This window comes from Nostoc sp. ChiQUE02, assembly GCF_034531305.2.
In the GTDB taxonomy this organism is placed as follows: domain Bacteria; phylum Cyanobacteriota; class Cyanobacteriia; order Cyanobacteriales; family Nostocaceae; genus Nostoc.
In genome coordinates, this window is sequence record NZ_JAVRBN020000050.1 from 12,258 (window position 1) to 28,378 (window position 16,121).

Annotated in this window: 17 protein-coding genes and 1 pseudogene; 14 read left to right on the forward strand and 4 right to left on the reverse strand. The window is 39.0% G+C overall.

Going from position 1 to position 16,121, the window contains the following annotated elements; translation table 11 throughout:
- The first annotated feature begins 9 nt into the window (after positions 1 to 9).
- From RM347_RS30340 to RM347_RS30405, 14 genes and pseudogenes are all read left to right on the forward strand, one after another.
- Positions 10 to 222 (forward strand): hypothetical protein, encoded by a 213-nt coding sequence (locus tag RM347_RS30340; RefSeq protein WP_322721758.1) that lies wholly within the window; start codon positions 10 to 12, stop codon positions 220 to 222.
- A 9-nt stretch (positions 223 to 231) separates the two neighbouring features.
- Positions 232 to 489 (forward strand): hypothetical protein, encoded by a 258-nt coding sequence (locus RM347_RS30345; protein ID WP_322721757.1) that lies wholly within the window; start codon positions 232 to 234, stop codon positions 487 to 489.
- 86 nt (positions 490 to 575) lie between these two features.
- On the forward strand, positions 576 to 1,805 hold the full coding sequence (locus RM347_RS30350; RefSeq protein ID WP_322721756.1) for an RRXRR domain-containing protein: 1,230 nt from the start codon (positions 576 to 578) through the stop codon (positions 1,803 to 1,805).
- 90 nt (positions 1,806 to 1,895) lie between these two features.
- Entirely contained in the window at positions 1,896 to 2,051 is a 156-nt protein-coding gene (locus tag RM347_RS30355) for a hypothetical protein (RefSeq protein ID WP_322721755.1), read from the forward strand.
- Between the two features lie 98 nt (positions 2,052 to 2,149).
- A complete protein-coding gene (locus tag RM347_RS30360; protein ID WP_322721754.1) occupies positions 2,150 to 2,392 on the forward strand; it encodes a hypothetical protein in 243 nt (80 codons plus the stop codon).
- A gap of 28 nt (positions 2,393 to 2,420) precedes the next feature.
- Positions 2,421 to 2,699: a hypothetical protein gene (locus tag RM347_RS30365; RefSeq protein ID WP_322721753.1), complete on the forward strand. Its 279-nt coding sequence runs from the start codon at positions 2,421 to 2,423 to the stop codon at positions 2,697 to 2,699.
- Between the two features lie 111 nt (positions 2,700 to 2,810).
- Positions 2,811 to 3,056, forward strand: a complete 246-nt coding sequence (locus RM347_RS30370) for a hypothetical protein (RefSeq protein WP_163938182.1) — start codon at positions 2,811 to 2,813, stop codon at positions 3,054 to 3,056.
- Between the two features lie 322 nt (positions 3,057 to 3,378).
- The gene (locus tag RM347_RS30375; protein WP_428850638.1) at positions 3,379 to 3,723 is read left to right on the forward strand and encodes a hypothetical protein; all 345 of its coding nucleotides are present in this window, start codon (positions 3,379 to 3,381) and stop codon (positions 3,721 to 3,723) included.
- Positions 3,713 to 4,423 (forward strand): hypothetical protein, encoded by a 711-nt coding sequence (locus RM347_RS30380; RefSeq protein ID WP_322721751.1) that lies wholly within the window; start codon positions 3,713 to 3,715, stop codon positions 4,421 to 4,423. Before RM347_RS30375 ends, RM347_RS30380 begins: the two co-directional genes overlap by 11 nt.
- Before the next feature lie 163 nt (positions 4,424 to 4,586).
- A complete protein-coding gene (locus RM347_RS30385) occupies positions 4,587 to 4,997 on the forward strand; it encodes a hypothetical protein (protein WP_190937378.1) in 411 nt (136 codons plus the stop codon).
- 3 nt (positions 4,998 to 5,000) lie between these two features.
- Complete coding sequence (locus RM347_RS30390) at positions 5,001 to 5,717, forward strand: hypothetical protein (RefSeq protein WP_322721750.1); 717 nt, start codon at positions 5,001 to 5,003, stop codon at positions 5,715 to 5,717.
- An 11-nt stretch (positions 5,718 to 5,728) separates the two neighbouring features.
- On the forward strand, positions 5,729 to 7,552 hold the full coding sequence (locus RM347_RS30395; RefSeq protein ID WP_322721749.1) for a hypothetical protein: 1,824 nt from the start codon (positions 5,729 to 5,731) through the stop codon (positions 7,550 to 7,552).
- A gap of 17 nt (positions 7,553 to 7,569) precedes the next feature.
- A complete protein-coding gene (locus RM347_RS30400) occupies positions 7,570 to 8,235 on the forward strand; it encodes a hypothetical protein (RefSeq protein ID WP_322721748.1) in 666 nt (221 codons plus the stop codon).
- Between the two features lie 256 nt (positions 8,236 to 8,491).
- Positions 8,492 to 9,394 (forward strand): annotated as a pseudogene (locus tag RM347_RS30405) (DUF4351 domain-containing protein).
- Positions 9,395 to 9,554: 160 nt separating this feature from the next.
- On the opposite strand, the gene RM347_RS30410 reads toward RM347_RS30405, so the two are convergent.
- The 4 genes from RM347_RS30410 to RM347_RS30425 form a co-directional block, all read right to left on the reverse strand.
- Positions 9,555 to 10,814 carry an AIPR family protein gene (locus RM347_RS30410; protein WP_322721747.1) on the reverse strand — a complete coding sequence of 420 codons (1,260 nt, stop codon included), beginning with the start codon at positions 10,812 to 10,814 and terminating at the stop codon, positions 9,555 to 9,557.
- Positions 10,815 to 10,936: 122 nt separating this feature from the next.
- Positions 10,937 to 11,068 (reverse strand): hypothetical protein, encoded by a 132-nt coding sequence (locus tag RM347_RS30415; protein ID WP_292779799.1) that lies wholly within the window; start codon positions 11,066 to 11,068, stop codon positions 10,937 to 10,939.
- A 73-nt stretch (positions 11,069 to 11,141) separates the two neighbouring features.
- Complete coding sequence (locus tag RM347_RS30420; protein ID WP_322721746.1) at positions 11,142 to 13,727, reverse strand: hypothetical protein; 2,586 nt, start codon at positions 13,725 to 13,727, stop codon at positions 11,142 to 11,144.
- Positions 13,711 to 16,035, reverse strand: a complete 2,325-nt coding sequence (locus RM347_RS30425) for a hypothetical protein (RefSeq protein WP_322721745.1) — start codon at positions 16,033 to 16,035, stop codon at positions 13,711 to 13,713. Before RM347_RS30425 ends, RM347_RS30420 begins: the two co-directional genes overlap by 17 nt.
- Positions 16,036 to 16,121: the final 86 nt, after the last annotated feature.

The following is a 16,121-nucleotide window of genomic DNA, read 5'->3' on the forward strand; positions in this document are numbered from 1 at the left end:
TTAACGGCAATGAAAGAGTACAAAACTAAACATGGCGGCTACAAAATTGAGAGTACTGAGTTATCAGATGGTGCTGTAGATGTTCACGTTGGGAAGCATGACTTTTTGAAAACAACTTGGGCATCTCCTTCAACTCAAACCTTTGACAATCATACGCAAGCTGTTGTCCATGCAAAAAAGGCTATTGATAACGGCGAAATTGATTCAGTTTTTCAACGTTAGAACACACCAATGGAAATTAAGCTAACTACTTCAGAAATTCAAGCCATCTTGCAAGGGTGTCAATATACACTGCGGCTTATTAACAGTAGTCAAGATTATCGCAATATCGAATCCTCCGAATACTTTTCTACATTGAATGACGTGGTTTTAAACGATGCTTTCAATATTTTGGGGGAAGTTTTGGATGCAATCGATGATGTCAATAACCCCACCCTACAACGTTATCGGGTGGGGCTTGCAAGAAATAGGTCTTGCGTGTTTGACTAGCCCACTGAGCCATGTTTAGGTACGAACTCTCGAATACTTCCCCAGTTCGAGTTATCTTCAAGCCTTCTTATTAAAGGCGTTGCATTATGGCAAGCCATCCTAAATATGGTGGGCGAGGGGACTTAAACTTTACTCAAGGATTATATCCAGTGAGAGTACCAGTAATTTCATCAGAAAATGTCCCGTTAATGCCAACAAAGCCAAGTCGAGCTAGACGTTGGATCAAAACAGGAAAAGCTATCGGTAAATTTAACAAACTAGGTATTTTTTATGTTCAATTAATAGCCGAACCATCTGATACCCAGACTCAAGAGATTGTTGTTGGTTTAGACCCTGGCAAAATGTTTTCTGGTGTTGCAGTTCAGTCTCAAAAATACACACTACAGATGTTGCACCTAGTTCTTCCATTCAAAACAGTTAAAGACCGAATGGAACAACGGGCTATGATGCGAAGGGGTAGGCGCGGTAGAAGAATTAATCGCAAAATACCTTACAACCAACGCAGTCATCGTCAAGCTAGATTTGATAATCGTTGCGGATCTTCTTACAAACTCTCACACCCGGAAACCGGGACGCGCGAGGTTTGCGCTAAATTACCTCCAAGTATTCGAGCAAACAAAGACTTGGAATACCGAGCAATTAAACTTCTTTGTGAAATTTACCCAGTAAAAATAATCGTTGTAGAAGTTGTAGAAGCACGAGGTAGCAAAAGTTTTAGCCCTGTGATGGTCGGTCAGCGATATCAAATCAATCGCCTATCTGAACTGGCTAAAGTCGAATTAAGGAAAGGCTGGGAAACATCAAATCTACGCAAACATCTGGGATTACACAAGGAAAAGTCTGACAAGTCTCTGCAAATTCCAGAAACTCACGCAGTTGATGCAGTCACGCTGGCTTGTTCTAAGTTTGTTAAATACCAAGCATGGGAGGGAGTTAAAAATCATGGCGCAAGCTGGGTAGGCAATGTAACTATTACTAATTCTCAATTCACGGTTTTACGTCGTCCTCCAATTAGTCGTAGGCAACTGCATTTGATGGTTCCATCTAAGGGTGGCAACAGACGTAAATATGGTGGAACTACAACTCGACATGGATTTAGAAAAGGCGATTTTGTTGAGGCTATCCAAGGTAAAAAATCATTCTTCGGTTGGGTAAGTGGCGATACCGAAAAACAAGTTTCAGTTAGTGATTGTAATTGGAAAAGGCTAGGACAATGTACTGCTAAAAAAGTTCGATTGATACAGCGAAACACTGGATTAATCGTGTTGTCAACTCGGAAATTGTCAAACTTAACCCCATCGAGGGGTCAAGTTTGACCCACTATCCCTCCCCGATTTGCTTCGCTGAAGTCGGGGTATCTCGTGGAAGAAAGATGAAGCAGATTACTCAAAAAGGGGAATTTTGATATGGAACAAGAAATCAGAAATGCAGTCGGGTTGGGTAGTCCTGAACTCGTAATAGAGCCAAAACCAAAACTAGAGCCGGAACCAAAGCCAACTGTAACGATTTACGATTTTGGCAGACTTTTAACTGAGAATGAACCATCAGTAAAAAAGAAGTAAGAAAAGATGAATTGTAGTCTTTTCATCAAAGGAATTAGTGCAGCAGCAGCAACAATTATTTGTGGATATTTCGGCACTCAATATCTCGGCAGAATATCATGTACGTTATTAGTGGAGCAATAGCCGGGACTGGGATCACAGCATTCATGGTTGACCGAATTACTGGTCAAAATGAAATTGACCAAGTTATGTTGCGCCGACCTCGACCTTTAAATAGACCCACCAGTTGTATAGGTTGCAAATACTATCACGGGATCTCTTACAACGGCTCCCCTTTAATTTGTTCTGTTCATCCCGAAGGCATTGAGGGCGCGAAATGCCCCGATTGGCAAAGCTTTTAAAAATCTAAATAAATAAGGAGCAAATAAAATGACGTTAACTCTAAATAATCGCTCTCAAAACAAAGAATCGTCCTTGACACAAGCATTGCAGCAGATACAGCAGTTAAACTCCAAGATTGCTGTGTTAGAGCAGCAGCATCTTTCTTATGTGCATCAGCAACAGAATTTGATTGCTGCCATCGCTGAAATCTGTGTTTCTCCAATCCAGGAAATACAGGCGCTGCGGATTCTGATTTATCGAGGAGAAGCAGCTTGTCGGCAGTACCTACGTTCAGTGTTGGTTAAACAAAGTCAGGCTTCAAAATGACCATAGGGGAAATCATTTGCCCAGTTCATATAAAAGAGCCAAGCATAAATTAAAGCGATCGCTTCTGCCAGAAATGGCAGTTACCCCAAAACTTAACTTTTGAGCTAAAGTATGAACGCACAAACTGAAGAAATCAAAGAACTTGACCCATTAGTTTTTTGTGAAATTTGGGGATTAAGTTTTGAAGAGGCATCAGGATATTTAAATATTAGAGCCAGAACAATGACAGCTTATGCCTGCAAAAAATCGTCTAGAACTCATCGTCAACCATCTTCGAGAGTAAAAGCTTTAGCCGCAATACATCATAATAAATGGTTGAAAGAAGGTAAGAGTTTTCGCTCCGAAGGAGCTTGGTAAATATTGCACTGAAAATTTCTAAGTTATCAACTAAGTTATCAACAAAGTTGTCAACAAAGTTGTCAACTTAGTAGCTTGAACCGCTTGGCGCGGTTTTTTATGATAAAAGAGCAAGGTCAATAGACAGTCAATAGACGCTGATCATTGATATCAATATGGACATCCATATTGATATCCATATTGACACTTAGATGCTACGGATATTGACTATCTTTTTGAGGCTATTGATACGGATTTGACTAAGTTCATGGAATCAGGATGGAGAAAACAACTTTTTAATCAAAAACAAAGCCAATCAGGGGTAAATCCCTTAGTTTTACCAATGTCAAAAGCGAAAGCGGTAAAAATTTTAGGTATTTGTCCCCGGACATTGGAACGATGGGCAAAAGTCGCTTCTTTGATTCCAGAGTATAGATTAATACTTTTAAGGATGCAGGCATTAGCCCAAGAGAAAAATCTCCGTGCTGCACCGATCACATCTTATCAAGTGTGGGTGATAGCAAAGATTGGTGAATTGTTTGGAGATATCAATCAAGGGATTGACAAAAAGGCTCTTGTCGAAGCAATTGTTGAAGCAAATAAAGTCGAGTACACCCGCGCCCAGTTTGAACAAGAACAACTGGGATTTACATCACACAGTTTAGGAGAAACCCATTATGTCGGATAGCAAATTCACCCGTGCAGAATTATTTGAATTATTGAGTGCTAGCTACAGCCCAGAGCAAATTATTGCTGGATTAGAACAACTGGCTCAGTCAGATCCGGCAGTTGATCCGAACGCTCAAGAATTTCCCGTGGATATCAGCGATCGCTTAGAAAAGTTGTTTAATTTAGCGCAAGCAACCCTCGACAAATCGAAGCTATTAGGAGGTAGTGGCAATTTGACGAATATACAGACTCAAGCCATAGAAAGTGTAAGTGAGCAATTACATCTTGCTGGAGTTAGCCGGGAAACATTTAAAGCATTCTTGGACATTGTGGCAGGTAAGACTGTTGCCCAAGCGCTGGCAGTTCATCAATTTGAGCAAGAGTTATTCGACGAAATAACCAGTGAGCTTGACGTTCGTTCATTACAGCGACGGACAGAGCAAGGCTTTGATGAAATAGCGTTTATTTATCAGTTGGCCAAGAATCCCGAAATCAGACAACAAATTACCCAAGAGTACGGGTTAAAGACTGGGGATGAGGTAAAACAAGAGGTTGAAAAACTCACTAATACTGCTACTTCTGGTTTTGACCCGGAAGCATTCTTACAAGAACTAGGAGTCCCAACACCCGAAAAAAAGTCGAAACTACCTGCGACAATTCAGGATCTGAAAAATTTGACACGCTCTTTGTTGAGCGAGAAATTCCAATCTCCAGCTTAAAATGGCGCAAGTTCTTCAAGGAGAATCTTTTCGGATTCTCAGTGATTTTTTTCCTAGTTTGCATTGGGCTGTCTGTTTACGTTCGTGTTATTAATGCACCACCACCCCAGACAACACAAACTATCGACGGCCTCCAACAGTAAAATATTCCGGTTGAGTGGCAATGAAATACCAGAAGCAAGCGATGTTGGGATTATTGGGCATGGGGTTAATCGCAAGTCCTTGGTTATCACAACTGCCAGCCCAATTCAAAACTTACTCTCATGGCATTACTATTCGTGAGTCAGAAGAACTAGAACGCATTAAAGCCGAGCAAAGGGCAGCGACCGCCGACAAAATTAACTCTCTTGGAGTTACGCCCTCATTCAGTAAGTTACGAATCAGGAACTATCTAGACTCCAAAAAACGTAACCCTAGACCTGACACTACAGGTTATTTAGAAGATGAAACAGTTTTTGTGTATGACTCAACTGGTTTATGTATTGGACGCATTGAACAGAGGCAATGGAAATGGAAGTATAGATTCAAAAATGCTTGTAAGAATTCACCACTGTACCAAGATTCTCACGATTGATTTATGAAATATCTCACTCCAAACAAATCTAATTCACAACCAAAACCAGAATCATCACCACAAGGAGAGCCGAAAAAAGGAGGGGGTGACTACTTAGAATTATTAGCTCGGTGGATTGTGGCATTAATCTCACTGCCAGTCATCTTTATCTCACATATCATTGCCCAATTCGTTACCCCAGGCACACCCGGATACAAGCTCGTTGGTGCAATTGGTTTCTGGATTGGTACACTCCTTTCTACTGATAGCATCTGGCAAGTTTTATTCCAGGGAAAACCCCTCCTACCGTGGTTTGAGCAAGAATGGATCGGTTGGATCGGTTGGTTACAATTACCGTTCAATCTCTTGTTCTGGATTAGTTTTGGCATCTCTGCATTAGTACAAGTCATGGAAGCGCGAACATTGCGTGGCAAAGACCCAAATCAAGCCAAGCATGAATTTGAAGATTCCAAGCAATATACTCTGGGTACAAAACCGACTGGAAACATCGATTTGACAGTCGCACTCTGGGGTGATTACAAAGCTGCTGGCATGAAAGAACGTCATACAGGTGGAGCGATCGCACTGTTTTTCTGGGTTTTGGATCTGACTACTACCTTCGTTGGTCGTAATCCCTTTCGCTACACGAACCCAGGTTTAATCCTGGCTTGCTTTGCTTACAACGTAGTTTCAATGATGGCAGGCGAGATTGGTTACAGCATTTGGAAATTAACTAAGTAAGAGGAATTCACATGCAGCAACAAATACCAATGCTAGGAACTAAAGAAACGGCACTTTTACGTGACGATTACCCCAGCATTGAGTATTTGGAAGCTGGGAATACCGCCTCTTGGTTACAAGAGCGTCAAGATCAGTTATTAATCCGCGCCAAAGATGAGCGTAATGGCATGAATCTTGCTAAGTTCATTACTTTAGCGACGGCGGCCACTGGTGCTGTTTGTTATGCCACTTCCCCACTTGCTCCCATCGGTGCAGTCTTCGCTGGTGTTGGTTATTTATGGTCAATTGTTCAGGACTTAAACGATACCCATCAATTTGCACCCATCCCTTTTATTCGTGGTGACTTCTTTGCTTTCCTTTCTGCAATGGGTGATAGCGTCGCACGGGCTGAATATTTCGCTAACCAAAATGAAATTGCTGACTTGATGCTTCATTTGCAGCCAATGTCTAAATATGAGTTTGCTATGCTCAAGCAATCATCTCATGTGGTGTGTGAATACTTGAGCGCCGTTGAGCCAGGAAAAAGATTTTACGCTTACCGTTGGTTACTTGATTGGTTTATTCAGCTACGTGGGCAGTTTCCCACCCGTGAGCAATTGTCTGGGCATTTAGCGCAAGTGACAATTGACCCGCGAGTTAACTACCAACAAGTAACAGTTATTCAAGAGGCCATACAACCGCAAAATCTTGGTATCCCACAAGCTCGATTTGCTCAATTACCAAATCATGCTGTGGGAGCAAGGTTTGAAGAGGAAACGGGGCACTATGCTCCCATCGGAGGGGAAATTTCTCCCATGCCCACTGCTCCCATGCATTGTGCCTCTTCCCCTTCAGTCAATACCGAAATCTCCACTTACACCACTAAACCCCAAGTGCAGTATGACCTAATCGCTCACATTGCTAAAAAAGTTACCAATATGCTGTGGGTTGGTGTCCCTGGTTCTGGCAAGGGGATCACCATTAGCAATGCAATCGATGCTATCAAGCGGCTGCATCCTGGCATACACATCTTTTATATTGACCCCAAAGGTGACGAGAAAGAAACCGGTTATTTCAAAGGTCGTGTTGATACTTTTAAACGGGCTAAAATCCTAGAAATGTCCCCGGTCGAAGCCGTTAAATGGGTCAAAGAATGCTTTACCGAATTTCAAAATATCTCTGGCTCCAAGTTGATTATTTTGGATGAAGGAACGGCTGTTTGTTCCAAATTTAAAAATACCAAGGGTGAAATCGGCTGGCTCAAAGACAAAATCATCTCTTACTGTTCTTGCGGTGATAGTTCCGGTTGGCATTTTTGGATTGTCGTCCAAAATCCTCATACTGATGACTTAGGCATTTCTGGCGGACTGCGATCCCAGTTAACATCTGTAGCGTTGGTTCATCCTGATAACGTCCCAGCTTACAACGCCATGATTGCCACCCAATTAATTCCTAGCGATCGCAAGATTACCTCAACCCAAGTAATGGAGATTGCTGCACAATCACCAGTCGGTCGAGCAGTTTATTACGGCGGCATCAATGAATGGATACCAATGCCTCTGTTAAAGAATTTCTCTGGTTATGACCGGGATACCAAAAACTTTATTGACTCTGCACCAAGTAATAAGCAAACCTCTCAAGCCGAAACTAAGGAGTCTTGCACACCAACAACCCAAGCTCAACAGATGTTGGCACTTTTGGAGAATACGAAAGCCAATTCAATTGATGAGTTTATCCAAACCGAGTTGAAATTAGACGGAGTTGCACCAGAGCTTATCCGTCTGGGAATCGAAAGATTACTCCAAAATTCACCAATTAAATACAAATTCAACGGCTGCGATAGTAATCAAAATTAAAATTTGTTGAATAACCTATGCAAGACAAGAATCAAAGCAACTCCCCCTCAAAAGCCTCAAGCTCTTTAGAAAAATTAACGACAAGTGTTGTTAACTTTATTAACAGTCTTTCTCAAAGCTTTAGACTATCAGAACGCGAACTACTAGTTCAAAAACAGTGGCTACATAATATGCAGACTAGTAAGTTTCTCAAAGAACAACAGGATTTCATTAATGAAGCTAATCAACAGATGCCTATACTGTTAACTTCCAAATCAAGATTAATAATTCTTGAAGCAATACTTGTCACTCGTGCCAGAAATGGACAACCTATAGATGATTTAGTGAAGGCAATTGAGGTAGTTAAGAAGAACGTTATTGAGATAGATATTCAGCCCAATCTCAATTTAGAGAAGGAGCAAAAAAATCAACCTCAGAAAAACAAGGATACACTAATTACACATCGTCATCAATACGAGTTACCTATTCTGAGCGAAGTTGGTGATTTAATCACTGATGCCCGAAACCTTATATTAATTGTCCCCTTAATTTCGGCTCTATTTGTTTTGATTTTGCCTTTTACTAACCCAAGAATTTGCGATTCTTGGGAGAATGCTACTGGTACTTATGAAAACAAAAGTTTGTATTGTCAACTTTTAAATGATTTGAATCACTTTTTTCAAGACTATCAAAAGCTCAAATGAATCTTCTAGCTCTGGCAACAATCGCCAGAGCTTGAGCAATCTAATACGGAGTAAATCATTCAAAGATATAACATTAATGCTAATTTAATCAGCCAAAAAAAGACTTTATTAGCTGATAAGCCTGTAGAATATGTATTGTTGACATTTTCAGTATTAAATAGATAAAAATGTAAAATTGGAGCGCTTGCATTTTTAAAAGATGCTCTTAAAAGAGATAAAATATTAATTAGAATAAATAACTTTCATAGTAATTTAAATGACTCGATTTATTCACGACCAATTTGCTAAAGATTATTTGGAAGAGTTACTAAAACCTTATGGAGAAGTAAAAGCTTCTAGCCGTGTAGCTGGTGAGATTAGAGAAATTGATGTTTTATTTTCTCCTACTCAACAAGCTAATAATTTAGAGATGCTAGGAATTCTGGGAAAATTTGCAGCTACACCTGCTATTTTTGAACCATTTCGCAATCCTGCCTCTGAGGAGGAAATCTGTGATTGTTTGCTGAAACTATTGGAAGTAAGAGGTGCTCTACAACGCGAAGCTAACCGCAATAAAATCTCTATTAAAGAATTAGAAATTCCGAAATTGTGGATACTTTCTCCAACCGTATCTGTGAGAATACTTTCAGGTTTTAGTGCAATTCAAGCATCTAATTAGGTGTCTGGAGTATACTTAATGGGGGAGTATTTGCGAACAGCTATCGTTGTAATTCATAAACTGCCACGTACTCAAGAAACTTTATGGCTAAGAATTCTCGGTCGAGGGAAAGTACAAAGGCAGGCTATTGATGAATTAGAAGCGCTATCATCTAATCACCCGTTTCGGAGAGCCACGCTAGAATTACTGTACAATTTACAGCAGAACTTGGTAATGTCTCAAATTGAAGAATCAGATGACAGGGAGTTAGTTATGCGATTAGCACTACTTTATCAACAAGACCGAGAACAAGCTAGACAGGAAGGACAAGTAGAGGGAATTAAACAAGGTGAAGAACGTTTAATTATACGTCAACTAAATCATCGCTTTGGTGAGATTGACTCTTCAGTAATTGAGCGAATTCGAGGTTTATCTACTGACCAATTGGAGACTTTAGGAGAAGCCTTTTTAGATTTTTCATCCCTCACTGATTTAGAAACTTGGTTAGACCAAAACCTCTAAATAAAAAGCTTGTGCTATTATCTCTTACCTGGAAAGTAGATGCGCTCTTATCAAGGAGGTTTGGGGCAACAGAAAAAGGCTTCACCGTGAGCGCAACTTCTCTTCTTAGGCTGCGCCCTAAGCGTAACTATGCCGCAGGCTTTACGACAAAGATAAAAAGCTATTTGAGAGCAGTAGTTGCGCCATCATTTTTCCTTTGTCCCCTCTTGTTTGCACCTTGTGTCACCTTCAGTTCTTCTTCTTGCTTACTGGACTTAACCATTTTAACCAAGTGCTGATTTAGATAACTTTGCGCCGAAATGTACAAACTTTCCCAAATCTCTTGATTGCGGCTGATTTTTGTACCGACTGTATTTCCTGCTGTTTTCTCCGACACCAAGTATTTACGGAAATAGTTATTCCACAAGTGTTGCAGGAAATCTTCAGCGAATTCGTTAAACGGCAGAATCCATTTATAGTCCTTGTCTAGAAATACCCGATAGGATGCGATTATCGGTAGTGCCAAGTCGGTTGGCGCACCAAACCCGAATGAATACTTGCTGTCAGGCAACAATGTAGTTTTACGTATATCAATTGATGCTAAATCGTTAGCACCCTTTCTTCTAGGGTTACTGATATAGTCTTGGATTATTTCGTACAGTCTTTGCTCTATCCACAAAGCATGAGTTAGCAAAGGCAAAAGTGCAGTTAATCTTTCCCTTTCTGCGTCTGTAATGTTACTTGGAAGACTCATTCCTGCTGGGTGTTTGGTTCGTTTATTGCCGTCGGGGTTGTATTTATTTCTGTCGAGGCAGTAAAGGAGCTTAAGCAAATGGGTGACATTGCACTGGGCATTTCTGGGAGCGCCGCTTTGGTTTTGGTAATAAGCGATGCGGAATTTCCTATCTTCCTTCTGTTCTAACTGAGCTAAGTACTGCTTGATGAATTTGTAATCACCTCTGGCGTTGACTTTCGAGCGAGAATCTACTGATGTTGTCGTGTTGGAGGCCAGGGCTATATCTTTGGCTGATTCTTCAGTCAGCCCGATGTGAATCGTAACTTTTACCCTGGCTTCGGTTAGGTCATATTTGTAATTTTTCGCTTGCTCAAAAGCTAAAACTGTATGCCCTCCGTTGATAATACCATCACTACCCCCCTCGTTAGCTTCTAAGACTTCTAGCTCTAGTTCAGTTTTGTTCTTGACAGGTTTAGCAATATTCGCTGACAGAACGATTCCACTGTGGCGAGAGAAGAATTTTCCAGGTTCGGTAGTCAGTGAATCGAACATTTGTCTGTAGGTCGCGCTTTTACGGTTCGGTTCGCGGATGTTCGGTTCTAGGGGGAGGTCTGTGGGGAACGAGTCTACATGAGCAGTGGCGATGATGCAATTGGGGTTGGCTTGAAAATAGTTATCTATTTTGATGTTCCAAGTCTTAGGCATACAATATGTGCAATGTCAGGGGAATTTCTATGTTAACCAAAACTAGTATCTGATATCGCGTTTCCCGAAACGCCGAGTAACCTTAGAGATTGGACTACAACATATTTCAGCATCTGGATACGTCAATTTATTTGAAAGAGCAGTAGAGCTAATGATCGCACTATCTCTAGCATCTGGTTAAAAGTCTCTGGACGTACACCACACAAACGTTTAAATTCTTCAGGCTTCAGGCTCTTTACTTGTTCGTAAGTCATCAATGCTACCCAACTCTACTTACTTGTTCCACGCCTCTGGGACTTTTGCAAGAGGTCTATTGTTTATTAAAATTCAGTAACCTATTGGTGGAAATTCAACTGGTGTAAGTTCTTCTGCTGAATTTGAGTGTATAGCTGAACCTGTTGTTGATGAATTACTTCCAGATGTAGTCTTCCCAGAATTATTACCAGAAGATGATTGAGTTTGGCTTGGCTCAACAGTTTCAATTAAAACTGATTGAGTAGTTTGTTCACCAGCCTTATTTGTAACTTTCAAGGTAATGGTTTCGCTACTAGGGGGTTTGCTAAGTGGGTATTTTGCTAAAGACCCTTTACTGCTGACAACCCCAGGAGCAGGAAGTATTTCAACTTTAATATCTTCGCCATCTGCTACTTGCCAAGACACAGTAATATCCGCCTCAGAACGCATTTTACTAATGCCAAAAGTATGCTTTGGCTTCTGATTCACCTCTTCGCCGTTAATTTTAAAAGAGATAATATTTACAGACGTAGCCGGTTTGGGTAAAATTTTGATTATATCGGTAGTTTTAGTAATCTCAGTTTCAGCTTGTTCATTTTGGTAAACTGTTGTCATTTTGAAAGTATAATTACCTGCTTGATTCACATCCGTAGGAAAATTGCGGCATTTTAAATTAGTTGAAGTAATAGTACAAAATCTTTTTAACTTGTCTGGTAATTGATTATTTATAATTAAGTAAGACTGCAATTGGCTAGTAATGGAACCATCCGCACCTAAGCCAACCATTTTTAACTCTTTAATTTGATTAGGATTAACTATATTCCAATTCAAGCGGACCGGTACTAAGCTTGTAACTATTGGTGTAACTTTTTTCGTTAATTTAACAATACTAACTTCTTGATAAATAGGTTGAGTGGGTGAAAAATCAGTAATTTTTGGTAAAGGTAAAGGCTTTTTCGGAATAACTTGAATTGTATCTGTAGTCTGCTGTGATGAAAATTGCTCAGAGTTTTGTTTGGGGTATACTTCTATTTTAAAAGTATAATTCCCTGCTGTTATAGCATTAGTAATGATGTCTTTACAGTTTAAAACAAGTGTTTGATAGGTAACATTTTTCTTGGAAGGGAATAGGGTTGAGTAGAGATTAGATTTAGACTTTTCGTCCGATACCTCCTGCTTGCCTTTTTTATCTGCTAAACTCGAATTAATCTCAGACTTCTTAGACTCACATATTCCAATAGTGTTATTTTTACTAGGTTGTAAGTTCTGAGGAATTCCATCTTTAAAGAAGTAATTTTTGCGGTCTAATTCGACGTTTTTTTCTAGGCTAATAACAGTTACTTTTTCTACTTGTTGAAAATGTATTATCTGCCAATTAAGACGAATGGCATTATCCTTAGCTTCTTGATATTTATTAGCTGTAGTTTCAAATTTCATTACCTGGGGCAATGGTGGTGGTGTTTTTTGTCTCAATAAATTCCACCAAATTGCAAAAGCTAATAATCCAATAGTTCCCAAGCATAACAGAATCAGGAGCCACAACTTCCACCAAGGCTGAGATTGCCACAGCAAATTCCCTTGAGGTAAGTTTTTAGGTAGTGCTGGGATAAAGGAATCTTCCCCGACAGCAATATTTTCCAGTTCTACAGCAAAAGTGAGTGGTAAGCCTTTTCCTCGCCAGTGGCGACGCCACCATTTCCGAGGTTTTACCTTTAATACTACTATTCGCTTTTCTCCTGGCGAGATTTGCACCATTTTTGGTTGCAAAAGATAGTTGAAAAAACCGTCCTCATCTTTAGCACGAATGTTAAATTCTCGTTGGATATTACCCCGATTAGTTAATTCAATTTCAAACTCTCCCGTTTCAGTAGGCACTTTCCGAGAGAGGGGATGCATTTGGATATCCAATCTGTCATCAGGAAGAATTTTCAGATAGACTACATCCAGCAGTACTAAGTCTTCTTTATTACTGGATATCAGGCGAATGGTCGGAAAATAATTTCCGGCCGGAGTATATTGTGGCGGATGTAAAATTAAGTTAATTTCACCCGAACTTCCTGGGTTCAGTTCCAAACCATCAGTTTCTTTTATTAACCCAGGAATATCTAAACCAATCTCTGGATATCTTACCGAATACCATTCTTTTGTGAATTCAGGACAACTTAAATAAAAACGATCTACCCTTTTAGAGCGATTTTCAACCTTGATTTTTACTTCTAATTGTTCTTGGGCCTGTAGAGATAAAGGATTAGCAGAGTTAGTAATTGGCTGGATTATAGTAAATCCTGGTTCATTTCCCCATTCAGCATCTTGATCTGAAGGCAAAACTCGAAGTTGCAGAGGACGACGACAGATTTTACCAGGGTACTGAGTTGCAGCTTCAACGAGTATTTCGTAGTTGTATAATTCTGGTGTTGCAGAAAGAGGTAGTTGAAAATTTAATGTCACCTCTTTAAAACTTTTAGCATCTATTTTTAATGGATTTTGCTCGCTAAAAGTACACCACGACAACAGAGATTCAGACTTGTTATCAGTAGCAGCGATCCAAATATCAATTTCTGCTATTCTCTCACCAAGATTTTTGACACGGATACGGCGCTGACCAATAGAACCTCGCTTAATTTCATTACTATTTCCGGCTAGGTCTTCTATAAAAAGTGGATTACTTACAATTTGCATTATCTTTTATCCCGTTAACGCGATACAACTTGACATTATAGTTATCATCACCAATAGTTATGAGAACATAATCGTCTTGATCGTCTTTTAATGCTTTAATATCAACGCTGTTAAATTTTGTATTCTCTTTTATAAGAGTTGTACCTGATTGCACTAACAAATTTTTTATTTTATCTTTAGAAAGATCCCAAAGAATTACTTGTCCATCATCCCCCACACTTGCTAGATGACAAGCACTTTGCGTCAAAGCGATTGAACGTACTGGTTGCTTATGGTGTCCTTCAGATGACTGAGCAATAACATATTGATCGCATTCTAATGGCTTAATTTGATTACTAGTAATATTTCTATTTGGATTGTTTTTTTTATTGCCATTGATGATTTTAATCTTTTTACTTATATCTAGCTGTTGTTCTGCTTCTTTGTTAATACATTGACGGATTTTATTAACATCCCATAAAGTTATATAACCTTGATTATCAGATATTGCCAATTTATTATTAGCAGTTGTTAAGCTAGTAATATAGTTTTGCTGACTCATGAATGGTTTAAATTTAAACCCTTTTTTTAATTCACTTACTGTGTGTTCGTAAGGAATCTCGTAGATTATTTTTTTACTCCAGTCCCATACAGCAAGTTTATTATAACGTCCAGCAATAAAAATTAAATCAGGCTCAATTTGGTTTTCAGTAATAGCAAGAGCGTAAATAGCAAACTTAACGTATGCAATATTAATCGGTTTTTTATTGGTTTTTGTTAAATCCCATTGGCGAACTTGACCACTACCATGACCACTAAATAAGTAAGGAGGATTTTGTGAAAATGCTAAATCAAATACACGATCAGTTCCGCTATAAACTGGTTTTTTTTGTCTTTTCAAAGTGTCCCATAGTTGAATATCTCCACTATCCAATCCAGCTGCAATTACTCCGTCATCCATTGGGCTAGAACGAATTACACGCACAGCTTTTTTATTTTCTGTTTCCGAAGCAATTTCACCTTCATATTTAAGACGATTACCATTTAGTTGCCAATGACCGTCATTAACTTGCCAAAGTCGAATTGTTTGGTCACTAGAACCGCTAACTACCTTACCTGCTTTACCAACCAAGCGTACAGAGTTTACTGCTCCTGTATGGTACACTTTTGGATGAAGCCATAAATTTAACAAAAGCAATAATGCAATTATTGCTGCGCTACCAATTTGAAGTATAAAAGGGATAATAGGTAAAACTATCAGTTCTAAAATTTGGGTATTGGGAATGGGAAAAATGAAAGTACTTGGTTCCCCTGAATTAGGATTAGTTAAACCAACTGAAACTTCAAATGGCTGCCGCTTTCTGCGTCCTAACCAAGGTCTTTGATTGTTTACCTCCAGATGCATACTTTTTGTCTCACCTGGGATTATATTTACGGCTTCGGGAATCCCAAAACCAATTTTTATATGTTCTTTTTGAGGAACAATAACATGAACTCGTTGAAGCAGATTACTGTCGTTTTTAAGTATTAGTTCATAAATAGCAGAGTTAGACTGTTTTCTTCCTTTACTTGGAATAGTTTGCTGCTTATTGCTACAGCTAAATTCCACGACTCCATCAGGAAGAACCTCTAGAATTCCCTGTTCGCGCGTAGTATACTGACTTGTGTTAGAGCCAGCATCAATGGTAAATTTATATTCTTTACTGAGGGTTTGATTGCCTTTCGTTGGTTGACATAAAAAACTGATTTTTTGCGAGTCACCTGGTTCAATTTGTAGCTTTCGTTGAGTTCCTATCGTGAACCAATCAGGGTTTAATCCTGACAAACTCAACTGAATCTCAGTAAATTTTGGACTTAAATTATATACGATAACTGGAATTTCTATTTGATTGCCAAGAGTTACTTTGAGTTCTTTAATAGGCATTTCAAGTCGCAAAGACCTCAAAGGCTTGTTTATAGTTAAACTAATTTTTTGGCTAGTATATAATCTTTCATATTCAACAGAAAAAATCTTAATTATTACATCAATAGTAGTATCATATACAGTAATTGGTGCTTTGATAATTGCTACATGAAATGTGGTTTCACTACCAGGAGGTTTTTTTGTACAAACTTCTGGGTAAATCTTATACCATTTAACATGAGAGTTTTCATCTAACCCTGCTGTTAAAAGCTCTACCTGAAAGCTGGCAAATTTATCGCTTTCATTAATAACAGTTACATCAAACTCATTTTCTTCATTGACTGTTACATTAGACAAGTCGTATGAACTATCTGGTGTGAATTGTATGATTTTTTTTGAAACTATAGCTTTGACACTACCTGCCATGATTTAAATTGCCTTAATAATTTACAAAAAATATATAATAATGATGAGTTTTTAAAATTAAGTAATAATTGTTTCAATATTAAATT

Excerpts from the sequence above, each read along its gene's own strand:
- RM347_RS30340 (WP_322721758.1), top strand. The coding sequence starts at position 10 with ATGAAAGAGTACAAAACTAAACATGGCGGCTACAAAATTGAGAGTACT.
- RM347_RS30345 (WP_322721757.1), top strand. The coding sequence starts at position 232 with ATGGAAATTAAGCTAACTACTTCAGAAATTCAAGCCATCTTGCAAGGG.
- RM347_RS30350 (WP_322721756.1), top strand. The coding sequence starts at position 576 with ATGGCAAGCCATCCTAAATATGGTGGGCGAGGGGACTTAAACTTTACT.
- RM347_RS30355 (WP_322721755.1), top strand. The coding sequence starts at position 1,896 with ATGGAACAAGAAATCAGAAATGCAGTCGGGTTGGGTAGTCCTGAACTC.
- RM347_RS30360 (WP_322721754.1), top strand. The coding sequence starts at position 2,150 with ATGTACGTTATTAGTGGAGCAATAGCCGGGACTGGGATCACAGCATTC.
- RM347_RS30365 (WP_322721753.1), top strand. The coding sequence starts at position 2,421 with ATGACGTTAACTCTAAATAATCGCTCTCAAAACAAAGAATCGTCCTTG.
- RM347_RS30370 (WP_163938182.1), top strand. The coding sequence starts at position 2,811 with ATGAACGCACAAACTGAAGAAATCAAAGAACTTGACCCATTAGTTTTT.
- RM347_RS30375 (WP_428850638.1), top strand. The coding sequence starts at position 3,379 with ATGTCAAAAGCGAAAGCGGTAAAAATTTTAGGTATTTGTCCCCGGACA.
- RM347_RS30380 (WP_322721751.1), top strand. The coding sequence starts at position 3,713 with ATGTCGGATAGCAAATTCACCCGTGCAGAATTATTTGAATTATTGAGT.
- RM347_RS30385 (WP_190937378.1), top strand. The coding sequence starts at position 4,587 with ATGAAATACCAGAAGCAAGCGATGTTGGGATTATTGGGCATGGGGTTA.
- RM347_RS30390 (WP_322721750.1), top strand. The coding sequence starts at position 5,001 with ATGAAATATCTCACTCCAAACAAATCTAATTCACAACCAAAACCAGAA.
- RM347_RS30395 (WP_322721749.1), top strand. The coding sequence starts at position 5,729 with ATGCAGCAACAAATACCAATGCTAGGAACTAAAGAAACGGCACTTTTA.
- RM347_RS30400 (WP_322721748.1), top strand. The coding sequence starts at position 7,570 with ATGCAAGACAAGAATCAAAGCAACTCCCCCTCAAAAGCCTCAAGCTCT.
- RM347_RS30410 (WP_322721747.1), bottom strand. The coding sequence starts at position 10,814 with ATGCCTAAGACTTGGAACATCAAAATAGATAACTATTTTCAAGCCAAC.
- RM347_RS30415 (WP_292779799.1), bottom strand. The coding sequence starts at position 11,068 with ATGACTTACGAACAAGTAAAGAGCCTGAAGCCTGAAGAATTTAAACGT.
- RM347_RS30420 (WP_322721746.1), bottom strand. The coding sequence starts at position 13,727 with ATGCAAATTGTAAGTAATCCACTTTTTATAGAAGACCTAGCCGGAAAT.
- RM347_RS30425 (WP_322721745.1), bottom strand. The coding sequence starts at position 16,035 with ATGGCAGGTAGTGTCAAAGCTATAGTTTCAAAAAAAATCATACAATTC.